At 58.9% G+C, this 13,464-nt stretch carries 15 protein-coding genes; 6 read left to right on the top strand and 9 right to left on the bottom strand.

Annotated features, from left to right (window positions below; all coding sequences use genetic code 11):
- Nucleotides 1–268: 268 nt before the first annotated feature.
- Both HMPREF3056_RS12470 and HMPREF3056_RS12465 read right to left on the bottom strand, forming a co-directional pair.
- On the bottom strand, nucleotides 269–910 hold the full coding sequence (locus HMPREF3056_RS12470) for an LGFP repeat-containing protein (RefSeq protein WP_070754973.1): 642 nt from the start codon (nucleotides 908–910) through the stop codon (nucleotides 269–271).
- Between the two features lie 127 nt (nucleotides 911–1,037).
- Nucleotides 1,038–1,739: a LysR family transcriptional regulator substrate-binding protein gene (locus HMPREF3056_RS12465; protein ID WP_049155514.1), complete on the bottom strand. Its 702-nt coding sequence runs from the start codon at nucleotides 1,737–1,739 to the stop codon at nucleotides 1,038–1,040.
- Nucleotides 1,740–1,837: 98 nt separating this feature from the next.
- Between HMPREF3056_RS12465 and HMPREF3056_RS12460 the strand changes: the two genes are divergently transcribed.
- Complete coding sequence (locus HMPREF3056_RS12460; RefSeq protein WP_118779527.1) at nucleotides 1,838–2,158, top strand: DUF5997 family protein; 321 nt, start codon at nucleotides 1,838–1,840, stop codon at nucleotides 2,156–2,158.
- Here the strand turns inward: HMPREF3056_RS12460 and glyA are convergent.
- Complete coding sequence (gene glyA, locus HMPREF3056_RS12455) at nucleotides 2,155–3,456, bottom strand: serine hydroxymethyltransferase (protein WP_049155515.1); 1,302 nt, start codon at nucleotides 3,454–3,456, stop codon at nucleotides 2,155–2,157. The genes HMPREF3056_RS12460 and glyA overlap by 4 nt on opposite strands.
- Before the next feature lie 196 nt (nucleotides 3,457–3,652).
- Here glyA and coaA point away from each other — a divergent pair, with 196 nt between their 5' ends.
- Entirely contained in the window at nucleotides 3,653–4,579 is a 927-nt protein-coding gene (coaA, locus tag HMPREF3056_RS12450) for a type I pantothenate kinase (protein ID WP_046648333.1), read from the top strand.
- 14 nt (nucleotides 4,580–4,593) lie between these two features.
- Here the strand turns inward: coaA and HMPREF3056_RS12445 are convergent, their stop codons facing one another.
- From HMPREF3056_RS12445 to mca, 3 genes are read right to left on the bottom strand one after another with little or no spacing between them, the layout of a single operon-like run.
- Nucleotides 4,594–5,364 carry an isoprenyl transferase gene (locus HMPREF3056_RS12445; RefSeq protein WP_046648332.1) on the bottom strand — a complete coding sequence of 257 codons (771 nt, stop codon included), beginning with the start codon at nucleotides 5,362–5,364 and terminating at the stop codon, nucleotides 4,594–4,596.
- Between the two features lie 21 nt (nucleotides 5,365–5,385).
- A complete protein-coding gene (locus HMPREF3056_RS12440) occupies nucleotides 5,386–5,679 on the bottom strand; it encodes a hypothetical protein (protein ID WP_046648331.1) in 294 nt (97 codons plus the stop codon).
- A 3-nt stretch (nucleotides 5,680–5,682) separates the two neighbouring features.
- Nucleotides 5,683–6,573 carry a mycothiol conjugate amidase Mca gene (mca, locus tag HMPREF3056_RS12435; protein WP_046648345.1) on the bottom strand — a complete coding sequence of 297 codons (891 nt, stop codon included), beginning with the start codon at nucleotides 6,571–6,573 and terminating at the stop codon, nucleotides 5,683–5,685.
- A gap of 92 nt (nucleotides 6,574–6,665) precedes the next feature.
- Between mca and HMPREF3056_RS12430 the strand changes: the two genes are divergently transcribed.
- The 3 genes from HMPREF3056_RS12430 (at nucleotide 6,666) to HMPREF3056_RS12420 (ending at nucleotide 8,087) form a co-directional block, all read left to right on the top strand.
- Entirely contained in the window at nucleotides 6,666–7,157 is a 492-nt protein-coding gene (locus HMPREF3056_RS12430) for a DUF4307 domain-containing protein (protein ID WP_070701632.1), read from the top strand.
- 117 nt (nucleotides 7,158–7,274) lie between these two features.
- Complete coding sequence (greA, locus tag HMPREF3056_RS12425) at nucleotides 7,275–7,796, top strand: transcription elongation factor GreA (RefSeq protein WP_046648329.1); 522 nt, start codon at nucleotides 7,275–7,277, stop codon at nucleotides 7,794–7,796.
- A gap of 48 nt (nucleotides 7,797–7,844) precedes the next feature.
- A complete protein-coding gene (locus tag HMPREF3056_RS12420; protein ID WP_070517584.1) occupies nucleotides 7,845–8,087 on the top strand; it encodes a hypothetical protein in 243 nt (80 codons plus the stop codon).
- Nucleotides 8,088–8,182: 95 nt separating this feature from the next.
- On the opposite strand, the gene HMPREF3056_RS12415 is transcribed toward HMPREF3056_RS12420, so the two are convergent.
- The 3 genes from HMPREF3056_RS12415 to HMPREF3056_RS12410 all read right to left on the bottom strand — a co-directional run bounded on the left by HMPREF3056_RS12415 (nucleotide 8,183) and on the right by HMPREF3056_RS12410 (nucleotide 12,397).
- Nucleotides 8,183–9,901, bottom strand: a complete 1,719-nt coding sequence (locus tag HMPREF3056_RS12415) for a hypothetical protein (RefSeq protein WP_246822528.1) — start codon at nucleotides 9,899–9,901, stop codon at nucleotides 8,183–8,185.
- A gap of 166 nt (nucleotides 9,902–10,067) precedes the next feature.
- Nucleotides 10,068–10,742, bottom strand: coding sequence for a hypothetical protein (locus HMPREF3056_RS13415; RefSeq protein WP_185963832.1), 675 nt, complete (start codon nucleotides 10,740–10,742; stop codon nucleotides 10,068–10,070).
- An 854-nt stretch (nucleotides 10,743–11,596) separates the two neighbouring features.
- Nucleotides 11,597–12,397: a Bax inhibitor-1/YccA family protein gene (locus HMPREF3056_RS12410; protein WP_046648326.1), complete on the bottom strand. Its 801-nt coding sequence runs from the start codon at nucleotides 12,395–12,397 to the stop codon at nucleotides 11,597–11,599.
- A 490-nt stretch (nucleotides 12,398–12,887) separates the two neighbouring features.
- Between HMPREF3056_RS12410 and HMPREF3056_RS13410 the strand changes: the two genes are divergently transcribed.
- Nucleotides 12,888–13,295 carry a hypothetical protein gene (locus HMPREF3056_RS13410; protein WP_141759882.1) on the top strand — a complete coding sequence of 136 codons (408 nt, stop codon included), beginning with the start codon at nucleotides 12,888–12,890 and terminating at the stop codon, nucleotides 13,293–13,295.
- Nucleotides 13,296–13,464: the final 169 nt, after the last annotated feature.

Raw genomic sequence — 13,464 nt, 5'->3', positions numbered from 1 at the left:
CCCCAACTCAACGACCTGGGTGGGCATGGTGAAGCTGGTGGTTTTTCGAACTGTCCGGACGTCCCTGTGAACCTCCGGACACCGTCCACGCTAGAGAGCAAAGGTTGAAATTACATGGGTGCAAGATGAACAGTATTAAAACGACAATCCCCAGAGCCACACCATCCCCACCAGTCGGCTCGCTCCCTCACAAACCACAAAGAAATGCTCCGCACTGGTTTTACAGTGCGGAGCATTTCTTAGAAAGCTGGCTCTATTGTGAGCCCTCTTAGTTAATGGTGGCCTCGTACTCGCCGGACTCACCCTGCATCCAGGAAATGGTGCCGTTGGCGAATTCCTGTACCCAGCCGTTGCCCTCAGCCTTCTCCGGGGCGGTCGGCAGACCAACCTTGCTGTCCAAGCCGCCTTCCTCGGTCCAAGTCTCAGCGATCTTGCCGATGATCGGCTGGGAGCCATCTCCCTCGCTGAATGCCAGCAGCTTGTCCTTGGCGAAGGTAGCAACGCTACCGGCATCGGTGGACTCGATGGACTCCGGATCGCCCCACTCGGCGGCCTTGTCCTTGATGGCCTGCGCAAAGTCGGCAGGGACCTCTACATCACCGTTAGCGGTGGAGACGCTCTCCTTATCACCCTCGGCACCCTCAGAATCAGCGGAACCCGAATCGGAAGACTCCGCCTCAGAGGAGTCAGCGCCCTCGGAATCGGAAGCCTCAGCGGACTCGGAGTCCTTCATGGAGTCCTTAGCCTCATTAGCAGCGGAACCGGCAGCATCGGCAGCATCGGACGCGGCGGACTGTGCAGCGTCGCCAGCATCCTTAGCGGAGTCCTCAGCATCGGAGCAGGCAACGACACCCAGGGAAAGGGTCGCAGCGGCGATACCAGCAGCGAAACGACGAGTCATCTTCTTCATTATCTAAACCTTTCTCTTTTGTTGAGCACTGTTCTAAGTACTTTTGTTGAGAACAAAGTCCACCGTAGGCTCGGCCGCGGCCGCCCCGCCACCGATGCACCTATGATTTGACAACAAAGAGCCTTCCTTATCTACGTTTCCGCTGCTGAGACCCCCTATATCTTTTCGATAACGGTTTGGAAATCGAGCCCTTGTGAGACTTTCCTTGCGACTTTCTGCGTGCTTGTTTAGCCTTTGCTTTGTCACGGGCACTGCGCTTCTCAGCAACATTGCGGGAAGAATTCCGCGTCCTTCCCTTCGCCACGCCGACGAAATCCTGAATCTCGTCACCATCGTCTGCTCGGCGCCACACCAAAGCGATCTCCGTGCGCGCAACAGTGGGATCCTCCAAGCCCAGTGCCACGACTTGCTTCTTGCTGAGCACCTTCAGCAGCGGTCGAGGTGCGATGGCCACGCCCACGTTGGCTGCCACAACTTGGAGAGCGGTACGCAGGGCAGGGACGTCGACGCTGCCATCCTGCGCAATCCGGTAATTCACGATCTCTTCGGCGACATCCTCCGGTGTAATGTCCTCCCCTACCTCGGCGTACACGGAATCCTTCGGAACTGCGATCCCAGGCGCTTCCTCGTACAGCCGAACCACATGGAAGCTGTCATCGACCCGTAGATCTGGCAGGCGGGTCAGAGCAAGGTCAGCTTCCTGGGCAAGAAGAGCCGCCATCGCATCATCGGCGTCGGCGGTCACCAGGGACTCGAGAGAATGCGAGTCACGGTAGCGGCGAAACCATTTACCGGGTTCTGTACCAGTGCAAAAGACAAGGCGGAGCATGCACCTCATACTACGGTGCTGCTAGCGTGGTGAGCGTGACTGATACCCCGAATAATGAAACCCCAGCCAACGAAACCCAGCAGCCTTCCGGTACCGCCATGCGCGCGCAAACCGCGGCTAAGAAGCTGGGCATCTACCTGCCGGCCGCCCCGGAGGAGTTTCAAGCCATTGCAGTAACGCACGCGCAATTGCGCGACTTGCAGGAGAACCCGCCGGAGTGGCTGGCCACCCTGCGCCGCGAGGGCCCGCACCCGCGCCCGGTGGTGGCACAGAAGCTGGGCATTTCCGTGACCGCGCTGAAGAAGAACGACATGGATCGCCCTCTCACCACCGCAGAAATCAAAGAGCTCCTCAGCGCAATGCCCGAGTGGCTCGAGGCCGCCCGGAAAGCTCACGCCGAGGAGCGTTCGGAAGCTTAGACCAGCTTCCAGTCCTCAAGGCCGTCGTACAGCGGGAAGTCCGCGGCGACCTTCTCCACGCGGGCGCGCAGCTTGGCGACGTCCGCGTTCTTGCCATTTGCCAGCGCGGTACCGATGACATCCGCCACCTCGGTGAAGGCCGCCGTGTCAAGACCGCGGGTGGCCAGGGCCGGGGTGCCAATGCGCAGGCCGGAGGTGACCATCGGCGGGCGCGGATCGTTCGGAACCGCGTTGCGGTTCACGGTGATGCCCACCTCGTGGAGGAGGTCCTCTGCCTGCTGGCCATCGAGCTCGGAGTTGCGCAGGTCCGCTAGGACGAGGTGCACGTCGGTGCCGCCGGTGAGGACGTCGACGCCCGCCTTGGTGCAATCCTCAGCGGTCAGACGCTCAGCCAGAATGCGAGCGCCCTCCAGGGTGCGCTCCTGGCGCTCCTTGAACTCCTCGGTGGCCGCAATCTTGAGAGCAATAGCCTTCGCCGCGATGACGTGCATCAGCGGACCACCCTGCTGGCCCGGGAAGACGTTGGAATTGATCTTCTTGGCAAAGTCCTGCTTGGCCAAGATAATTCCGGAGCGCGGGCCACCAAGCGTCTTGTGCACGGTGGAAGACACAACATCGGAGTGCGGCACCGGGGAGGGGTGCAGACCGGCGGCCACGAGGCCCGCGAAGTGCGCCATATCCGTCCACAGGTAGGCGCCGACCTCATCGGCGATGGAGCGGAAGGCCTCAAAGTCGATGGTCCGCGGGTAGGCGGACCAACCAGCAATGATCACCTGCGGCTTCTCAGCCAGAGCCTGCTCGCGGACCTTGTCCATGTCGAGGCGCATGGTCTCCGGGTCGACCTCATACGCGGCAACGTCGTAAAGCTTGCCGGAGAAGTTCAGCTTCATACCGTGGGTCAGGTGGCCGCCATGCGCCAAGGACAGGCCCATGATCTTGTCACCCGGCTGGATCAGCGACGCCAGCACCGCAGCGTTGGCCTGAGCACCGGAGTGCGGCTGGACGTTGGCAAATTCGGCGTCGAAAAGCGCCTTGGCACGATCGCGAGCCAGGTCCTCCACGACATCAACGTGCTCGCAGCCGCCGTAGTAGCGGCGCCCCGGGTAGCCCTCTGCGTACTTGTTGGTGAGAACAGAACCCTGCGCCTGCAGAACGGCGCGGGGGACGAAGTTCTCCGAAGCAATCATCTCGAGGGTATCGCGCTGACGAGCGATCTCACCAGAAATAGCATCGAAGACCTCGGGGTCAAGATCGCGCATCTCCTGGTAGCGCACGTCTGAATTGTTCGTAGTCGTCATGAAAGCGTGGTGTCCCTTCCTACAGATGGTCAAGATAGCCAGCGGCGCCCGCTCGCAGCACAACACCACCGGCTTTAGAAATCGCCGAAGCTAGTTCTACATCCTAACGCCCCTATCCCCCGCGCGGGGGCCTCTAAGAATCTTTTCATTCGGGGCAATTGCACGAGGCGCCGGATGCAGTGCGACAATAGTCGGCATGGCGCGAATGACCGATGCGAGCCCGTACCTCGATTTTGACCGCGATACGTGGCGTGCCCTGCGTAAATCCATGCCACAGGTGTTGACGGCCACCGAGGTGGAAAAACTCCGTGGTATTGGTGACCGCATCGATCTCACCGAGGTGGCGGAAGTCTATCTGCCACTATCCCGTCTCATTCACATGCAGGTGGAGGCCCGCCAGAAACTCACCGCCGCCACCGAGGCCTTTTTGGGTAACCCACCGACGCACGTGCCTTTCGTCATCGGCGTCGCCGGCTCCGTCGCCGTGGGCAAATCGACAACGGCGCGCTTGCTCCAAGTGCTCTTGGAACGCTGGGATTCCCACCCGAAGGTCGACCTCGTCACCACCGATGGTTTCCTCTACCCCACCGCCTATCTCAAAGAGCACGGGCTAATGCAGCGCAAGGGCTATCCGGAGTCTTATGACCGCCGCGCGCTCATGCGATTTGTTACCGACGTTAAATCCGGCAAACCACTGGTTACCGCACCGCTTTATTCGCACGTGTCCTATGACATCGTCCCCGATGAATTCCAAGAGGTCCGGCAACCGGACATCCTCATCCTGGAAGGCCTCAACGTCCTGCAGACCGGGCCAACCCTCATGGTGTCGGATCTCTTTGACTTCTCTGTCTACGTCGATGCCCGCGTGGACGACATTGAGAAGTGGTACATTGACCGCTTCCTCAAGCTCCGGCACACTGCCTTCCGCGAGCCGGGCGCGCACTTCGCTTCCTTCGCGGACATGACGGATGAGGAAGCCTACGCACAGGCACGCGAAATCTGGCAGTCCATCAACCTGCCCAACCTCATTGAGAATATTTTGCCCACCCGGGTGCGCGCTTCCCTGGTCCTGCGCAAAGGTTCACACCATTTGGTGGAACAGGTCAGGATGCGCAAGCTCTAGGCGGCGTAACCCGGCTAGCGCCCAAAGCGGCGCGAGCGCTGAGAATAGTCGCGCAAGGCACGCAGGAAATCCACCCGGCGAAATGCTGGCCAGTAGGTATCCGTAAACCAAATCTCGGAATAGGCTGCCTGCCACAGAAGGAACCCGGACAGCCGCTGCTCACCGGAGGTACGAATGACGAGGTCGGGATCCGGCAACCCTTTGGTGTACAGGTTGCCCGTGATGGCCTCCGCCGTCACGTTCTCCGCGATCTCCTCAGCGCTCAGCCCCTTGCGTGCTTCACTACGGATCAAGTTCTGTACGGCATCCACAATTTCTTGGCGCCCGCCGTAGCCCACCGCAATATTGACGATGACACCTTGGTGATCCTCGGTAGCCTCAGCCGCACTCTGCATCTTGGCTGTGACCTGCTCGGGGAGCAGATCTAGGTGCCCGACCAGGCGGATCTGACAATCCAAGTCACCCTGGGAGAGGTGCGTGACGACATCCGAGATGATGTCGAAAAGCAACTGCACTTCCTGCTCGCTGCGCTTCAAGTTTTCCGTCGACAGCAAGTAGATAGTGACGACTTCAATGTCGGTGCCCTGGCACCACGAAATCATCTCACTGATCTTCCGCGCGCCTTGCCGGTGGCCGTGGCTGATATCCGTAAAGCCCGCCTCGCGCGCCCAGCGGCGATTGCCATCCGCCATGATTGCCACGTGGCGTGGTTGCGGTTTGTTTTTAATCTCACGCGTTAGGCGCGCCTCATACAGGGGGTATAGGAGCTGGCTTAGGAACTTCACGGTGGGGAAACGTCCTCTGCGTTAAAAGATGGACTTCTTGCTGTTATCGAGGATGCCGGCTTCCTTCATTGCCGCATCGACCGCCTCATCATCAAAAGGATCGATGCCATGATCCTGCGCGAACATGGTGCGGCGGCGGAAGCGCGAATAGCGGCGGTGAAAGTTCCAGCCTGCAAAAAGGACGGCCACTCCCATGAGAACGAGGATCAGCAAACCAATGGGCGAGGCCTTACCGAACTCCGGTCCCACCGGCCCGCTTTGGCTCCCTTGGGCGAGCAGGGCGACGTCATGCGCCGCAAAGTACAAAGCGTTCATACTTTAAGATTCCCCTACTTCCGGGATTCCTGCAAATAGGTCATCCTCTGGCAGTGAGGACGAAACACGGGTCTTGGCCAACTCGAACTCCTCCGTTGGCCAATGCTCCTGCTGCACGGCGACGGGCGTAGCGAGGAAAGCACCAGCCGGATCGATTTGGGTGGCGTGCGCGCGCAGGGCGTCCTCCCGGTTTTGGAAGTAATCCGCGCACTCTACCTGCGTGGTCACGCGCGCCATGATATCACCAAAAGCGGTGTCCCAGCGCGCCAGCATCGGCTCATAGGGGCTAATCTTTCCCTCTTCTACAAGGAGATCGTGAAAGATCTTCATTCTCTGGTACACGAAACCGTGCGTGTAGTAGAGCTTCTGCGGCTCCCACGGCTCTCCCAATTCTGGGTGGTAGGCGGCATCGCCCGCCTTCTCCCACGCCAACATAGAAGCACGGTAGACCATGAGGTGATCCGGGTGCGGGTAGCCACCGTTTTCGTCATAAGTAATGATGACTTGGGGGCGGAACTCCCGAATGATCTCCACGAGTTCTTGGGCCACATCATCATCTTCTTTGAGAGCAAAGCAGCCCTCAGGCAGCAGGTCCTTGATATTGGGGGCCAGCGGATTACCCGGAAGGCCTGAGTCCACGTGCCCGAGCCACCGGTGCTGTACCCCCAAGGCGGCGGCGGCCTTCGCCATTTCTTCACGACGAATACTGCCCATGTTCTCGAGGACGCCGGGGCGGTCCATGGCTGGGTTGATGATGTCGCCCCGCTCACCGCCGGTGCAGGTCACGACGAGGACTTCCGCTCCCTCCGCGGCATACTTCGCGGTCGTCGCAGCACCCTTCGAGGATTCATCGTCGGGGTGCGCGTGAATAGCCAAAAGGCGCTTTGTGCTCACTGGGTGATACATCTCCCTACATCGCTTCTTTAAACAGAGGCCCAGTCTAGTGGATAGTAACTTCGTAGCGACCGTTGGATAGAATCAGACTCATGTCTGACGCCCATCCTGCTTCTCGCTCCGCACGCGCACGGTCTCGCTACGGTTCCTCGTCCTCCTCTGCTCGCACGGGGAAATCCTGGACCAATCGGGCCCTAGTCCTGATTTTCCTGGGCATGCTGGTGGCGGCCGTCGTCTTTGGCGTGCAGTACGTGCGCAGCCAACAGAAAATTAACGCGGACATCTCCTATGTCACCCACGAGATTCTTTCCGACGATACCGCCCGCGTGTGGGTAGACATCACCCGCAACCGCGTGGAAGAGCCTGCCTATTGCATCGTGCAGGCTTTTGACTATTCCAAGGCAGAGGTGGGCCGCCGCGAAATTGCCGTGCCGGCTGGCGGCGAGGCCGCCCAGCGCGTCGCCGTGGACATCCCTACCAATCACCCTGCCGTCGCCGGTGGCGTCTACGGCTGCTCCGGAAATATCCCCTCCTACCTCGATACCAGCACCATGGATTCTGCGGGTGAGGCAAACGCCGAGTAAAAGCCCAGCTATGCTAGTATGTTGAGCGTTCTGAATGGGCCCCGCCACCTGCGCTTTTAGGCCCAGTCTTTAAGAAATAAAACCGTTCATCAGGAACCGTCAACGGAAGGTTGCACTATGGCTGAGCAGCAGAAGCAGTACATCACCCCGGAAACCAAGGCCAAGCTCGAGGCCGAGCTGCAGGCCCTCATCGACCACCGCCCGGTCGTCGCCGCGGAGATTAATGAGCGCCGCGAGGAGGGTGACCTAAAGGAGAACGCGGGTTACGACGCCGCCCGCGAAATGCAGGACCAGGAAGAGGCCCGCATCAAGCAGATCTCCGAGGTTCTGGCTAACTCCACCACCGAGCGCACCGCCGTCCAGGAAGGCGTCGCCCACATCGGTTCCGTCGTCCACGTCTACTACAACGGTGACAAGGAAGACCGCGAGACCTTCCTTATCGGTACCCGCGCTGCGGCATCGGATAACAAGGATCTGGAGACCTACTCCGAGCAGTCCCCGTTGGGTGCTGCCCTCCTGGGTGCTGCTGAGGGCGAAACCCGCGAGTACACCGCGCCGAACGGCAAGACCTTGTCGGTGACCGTGGTCTCCGCGGCGCCTTATGATTCCGCAAAGGCCGCAACTCCGCGCAAGTCCTAATTTATACTGCTCTTAGGTCATCGTTTTTCTGAGAAAGAGTTTTATCACATGAAGAAGTTCACTCGTTTCGCTGCCGCTGGTCTGGTTGTCTCCGCTGGACTCACCCTGGCCGCTTGCCACCCGCCGAGCGAGCAGGATTCCACTAAGAAGGTCGACACTGGCGCCACCTTCACCGGTGAGGCCCCGGGAGCTGGTGCATCCGAGTCCACCGCAGCAACGGCTGAGACTGAAGCCACGGCTGAGACCGAGGTTGCTCCGGCCGAGTACACCACCGCTCCGGTTCAGCAGTAGACTCACCGTCAGCTTAGAGCGAAAGCGGCGTCCCGATATTCGGGCGCCGCTTTCAGCGTTATGAGGTTATGAGAAAATCCCTCACCCCCAGTCCCCTAGTTTTCTTCCCGGGCCCACTCGCCGATGACCCCGGGCAGCACCGCGGGCGCTTCACCGAGGAGATCTCGGCGGTTCGGATCGCGCTCAACCTGCGTTGTGACGGATTTGATCCTCTTTTCGCTTTCACCGCCGCGGGCTGCGCCGCCCATCATGGGCATCATCCGCATCCCCGCGCCGCGGGTTTGTCCGCCGCCAGCCTTCGCGGTGCCCGCTCCCCCAGCGGCACCTACGACACTGTTTGTACCGCCAGCGTTACCGACACCACCGGCGCTGCCGGCGCCGACGCCGCCAACACCACCAGTGCCGCCGATCACTCCGCCTCCGGCCATACTGCCTCCGCTTAGCGACGCCCTTCCGTCCCTCTTCAGTCCAGTCCCCGCTACGGCCCCGGGTAGGCCACCGATAACCGGATGCGTACCCGTCTGCGGTCCACCGGGCGCAGTACCGAAGCCGCCCAGCCCCGCCGCGGCGGTCGTCGGATTCGCCGACATCTCCGGCAACCGGCCCAGCCCCCGGCCGCCGAGTCCAGCAACGCCCCCAGGCAGCGCGTTGCCGCGCGCATTCGCCAAGCCAACGGCGCCAAGCCCCTGCCCACCGACACCGCTGCCCAGACCTCCTAGCCCGCTCAAACCAGCACCAATGTTCGGCGCGCCAATCTGAGTTGCCGACGTCCCCGGAATACCAGCATGAGACGGGTTCAGTGTTCCTACGCCTGCGCTCGCGGCCGACGTGTTCACGTCCGCCGCACTAACGGGTGCCAACGAATCTCCGAAACCCAACTCGCTGAGGATCGTGCGTCCACGATCATGCAATGCGCTATGAAACTTCGCGATGTCACCAGCATCCATTCCAACGCTTTCAAGCCCCTGGATTTCACCGTCTGCAACGCCGAAGGAACCTGGCCCGACGGCGCCGCTTTCCATCGCCTCAGCAATCTGCTGCGGCCAGGCAACGCCTTCCGTAGTGTAGCGGGATCCATCACCTGCGACCGCGCCGAATTGGGTACTGACATCCCCACCACCGCTGGGTGGTGCCGCATCCATGAGCGCGTGCTGATAGGGCATGGCGGCAATAACCTGCTGTTGAAGCACGCCCTGCATATATCCCAACGCTGCCTGTTCTGCGGCCTCGCGTGCAACGGGATCTGGAATTGCTGCTACCTCGAAGGCCAAGGCGATTGCCTCTGGCTGCACATTCATCAGCTGCGCTTGGAAGCCGAAAAGCTTTTGTTGCATCACGTCCGCATTGGCAATGAAGTGTGTGCCCGCCTTCGCAACTTCACGAATCTTCTGGGCCGCTCGCGTGGTGGCTTCGCTATCATTCTCCGCCTCCAAGGACGCGGCCGAGTTCTCCAGCCCCGCAACGATATCGGCGACTTCTCCGCTCAAGGCTCCCCACCGCGCATTCGCTTCCGAGACATCCCAGAAACGGGTGCTGAACAAGTTGGATGCCAGTCCCATGATTGATGCACCGGTGTCAACGATGGGAACCGTAAACCCAAATGGGCTGTATCCCGGATCTGGTTGCGACACGATCGGCATCGCCTCCGCCGCGCCCCCGCCACCGGCGTCTGCGACATCCAGCCCTCTGCTGTTGAGCTCATCCTGTGATTCGAAGCCGGCGAGCTCGGTCTGGAGCGTTTCTGCTAACCATGCCAGTTGCGTGTTAAAGCCTTGCAATGAACGCTGGGCGGAACCTGGATCATGAGTAAGCACTCGTTCATGAATACCCCCAACCTCCTTTATTCCCGTAACAGGAGAAAACCCACTGTTAAGCGGAGAGTGCGCACTATCCGCGATACCCTTGAGCTGTGCCGATAGTCCATTTATTTCTGATAGTTGATTGAACAAGTTTGACAAGTTAATTTGCATATTTGTTCCTTTATGTAGCAAGCGTGTAAAGAATTTCTTCCCCTAGAGCGCAACGCTCTTCGTCCCCCTGAAATGCACCAAAACCGCTGAATTCGAGTACTAGGGTTCCCCTAACTGTCTCTAGATATACGGTGCAGAATAGCCGTCCAAAAGTAGGATCCTGGAGGGCAATAACTGGTAGTTTCTCCCCTTCATAAATCCTCCGGCCCCCAGATTGTCTTTCCAGTTGTTCAATACCAATATCCGTTACCCCCAACCCGACAAAGGCGGTCTGACCATCTGAGTTTTCAGCTTCAAACCCGCAGTGAGAAAAGCCGGATTCTCGTACGCTTGACTCCAAGCGCGTGACCAAACCTGCTTCTTCTAAATCAATCCCCGCAATTTCGCTACATGGATCAAACACCTGAAAACCAGGCTCCGTACGATCAAATTCACCAAGTGGCGGTAGTACCCCACCGCCCGCACGAGACTCACTGCTTGAAGCTTGAGACTCTCGCACCTTCGTGGCGGTGGCTTCAGCGACCCCCGAGTCCACTGAGCCACCGCCGGACATGTCGCCAGAAAAGTTGCTAAAGCCCCCCGAGTTATTACCATTGTCGCGAGCACTAAGGCCCAGCGGAGCTGCGCAGTTTGAAAGCACCCCTATACAAACCGCCACCAACGCAAGGCCCCCGATTCGCTTCATGGTTTCCCTTCAACCAACTTTTCTGACTATCAGAAGCCTCTCGCCAGAGCCAAGCTCAGCGAACGGCTTCTGCGACCAGAATGCACGAGAATGCGCAATATGTCGCGCCAACCCCACATAGCCCATTTTCAATGGGTTGCAAATAATGATGTATTAGATGCGAGTAATAAAAGGTTCATAAATAGGTGCTGGTCGTCGCCTGTAAGAATTGTGGGTGCGCGCCGTGAGACTCTTGTGCCTGCGCTGCCGATTATGACCATGCAGGTGCCCCCTAATTACAACACTGTTAACATTCGTTCGTCGTTTTTCACCCTGCAGGCACGACCCCATCGCGTGTTTCGGAAGTATGGACCAGATTCATCCTCACAGCAGTTCACAAAACCACCTATGACCTTGCATAAATTCCGCAGAGTAGGGTGACAAGCAATCGCAGAAAGTGATTCCAGGTCACACTCCATACCGCTGTCAAAGGTCACTCCGGAACACCGTGGACGGGATTCTTCATCCGTTTTTTGACTTGGGCGATCGAACATTTCTCCCAAGACAACGGTATCTTCTCGCCGATTTGCACTTTTTGCAAGGCTCGTTTCTTTCCTCTTCACGCCCCGCCGTATGTGGTGAGAAATTGCCAATTGAGGCACACAAATAATCGCAAGACCCCTGGCACACATGTACTAACAATGGGGAAGGCACTCTTCTCATGCCTAGGACATCGGCACCTATCGCGCAGCACTGAGCTCCTTGCTTCCCCACGGGGGTTGTAGTTGCAAGCGAACTGGACATAGAAAACCGGCGGCCGGCACCCAGAAGTCGTTGTGGGTGCCGGCCGCCGGTTCTTAAAGGCGGTGCCGAGGCTAGTCCCTGAAGTAGCTCAGCAGACGGAGAATCTCGGTGTAGAGCCAGACCAGGGTCACAGCCAAGCCGAGAGCGATGCCCCAAGCATACTGAGCCGGAGCGCCCTGGCGGATGAGACGGTCAGCCTGATCGAAGTCCGTCATGAAGGACAGGGACGCCAGCACGATGCAGACGAGGGAGAAGATGATGGCGAGCATGCCGCCATCACGCAGCGGGTTAAAGCCGAAGAAGATGGCACCCAGCAAGTTGCCCAGCGCCATCACAGCCACGCCGGCGATGAGGCCGAACATGATCTTGTTGAACTTCGGGGTGACCTTGACTGCACCGGTCTTGTAGACCATCAGCATGCCGATAAATACGCCAACGGTGCCCATGATGGCCTGGCCGATAAGCGCCATACCATCGGAGTTACCGAAGGATACGCCGGCAAACATGAGCGAGAATCCGCCCACGAAAAGGCCTTCAAACACTGCGTAGATCAACGTCACCGCAGCAGATCCGAACTTCTTACCAAACGTTGAGACCAGAACAGTAACGAAACCGCCCAGCGCACCAACCAAGGTAAGAATCATTGAGATGCCCGGGTTGATCAACTCACCAATAGCGAAGTTGAGTACGGCCATAACGATAATGACGCCCAAGGTGATGCCAGTCTTGGTCACGACATCATCAACCGTCAGCGGACGATCAGCGCTGCGGTTTTCTTGGCTGAATGGATTGTCACTCTGCCCGTAGGGATTACCCTGGGTCTGGCTTTGGCTGGACGAGAGGGAACTCATCACGGGGTTACTAGAACGCACGCGAATCCCGATTCCTTTCACAGTCTTTCTCTAAAAGCAGCCCCGGAGGGGGTGCCGTGTTTGTCATTTCACTGGGATCAACGTGCCCCATTGCTAGGAAGTTCCCAAAAATCCCAAAATTCGCAAAATTGTCCACACGTGCCAACGAAACGTCGGGAAGCACCGCTGCACTGCGGTAGCACACTGTGTCCTTGGCTAAGGACTGTGAGGTCTTCTCCCCGCTCCTCGTCCAAGGACGCTACGAAGAGGCTAGGGTTCTTTTCATTCACTATCACTTCAATGGAAGGCGGCAAGCAGCATGAAGAAATTTAGCCTTGCGGTTGCTGCTATTGCTTTTGCCCTCGGCAGTTGCAGCACCGGGCCCGCACCTGAACCAAGCCCAACGAGTACTAGCAACAACGAAACTGGGCCCGACGAGGCGCCACCAAGCACAAGCCCGTCCAGTACCTCCCCCGCAGACGCCTCCACATCCACGGAACCAGAGTCCCACGTGGAAGAGGCACAACCTGACCCAGAACTTCCCGCATCCGACGCTCCTGTAGCAGTAGAACAAGTACCCGCGGAACCCACCGTCGTGGAATGCCTTGAGGGCACCCCTGGCCCAGCACGATGGTCAGATGGCACAGTCTCCTACTCCCAATGGTGTTTCGACACCCGAGGCGGCGAGCAGTACCTCGAAAATGAGGGCCAGGCCGGACTAGAAGAAACTGAGGAATGCGTCGGCCCGGCGGCAACATGTGGATACGGCACTGCAGATAATGGCGCCCGTAACCCAACCTCGGGCGAAATCCAGACTTACCACGGCTGCCAAGACGGATACATTGATGACCCAGACCTGTGCTCCGCAGTAGAAGATACAGTCCGAGCTGCCGACCCAGACGGCTCCATCTATCAGTAGACAAACCCCGCATCACAACAACCGATCCCGACGCTGAAAGCACGGCCCGAATGCAGGGGCGGTACCGCTAGGGGCTTGTGAGTCAGAGACACAGTTCCAGCAAAACTGTGTTGTCTAGCGATTTTTTAGAGGGTTTTTAGGCTCTTCCGGTTTTGGAGTGCGTAGCGGG

Origin of the sequence: Corynebacterium sp. HMSC056F09 (assembly GCF_001815785.1) — a bacterium.
Classification (GTDB): Bacteria; Actinomycetota; Actinomycetes; order Mycobacteriales; family Mycobacteriaceae; genus Corynebacterium; species Corynebacterium hiratae.
Note: the sequence above shows the minus strand (reverse complement) of the source record. Positions and strands in the feature narration are given on the sequence as shown.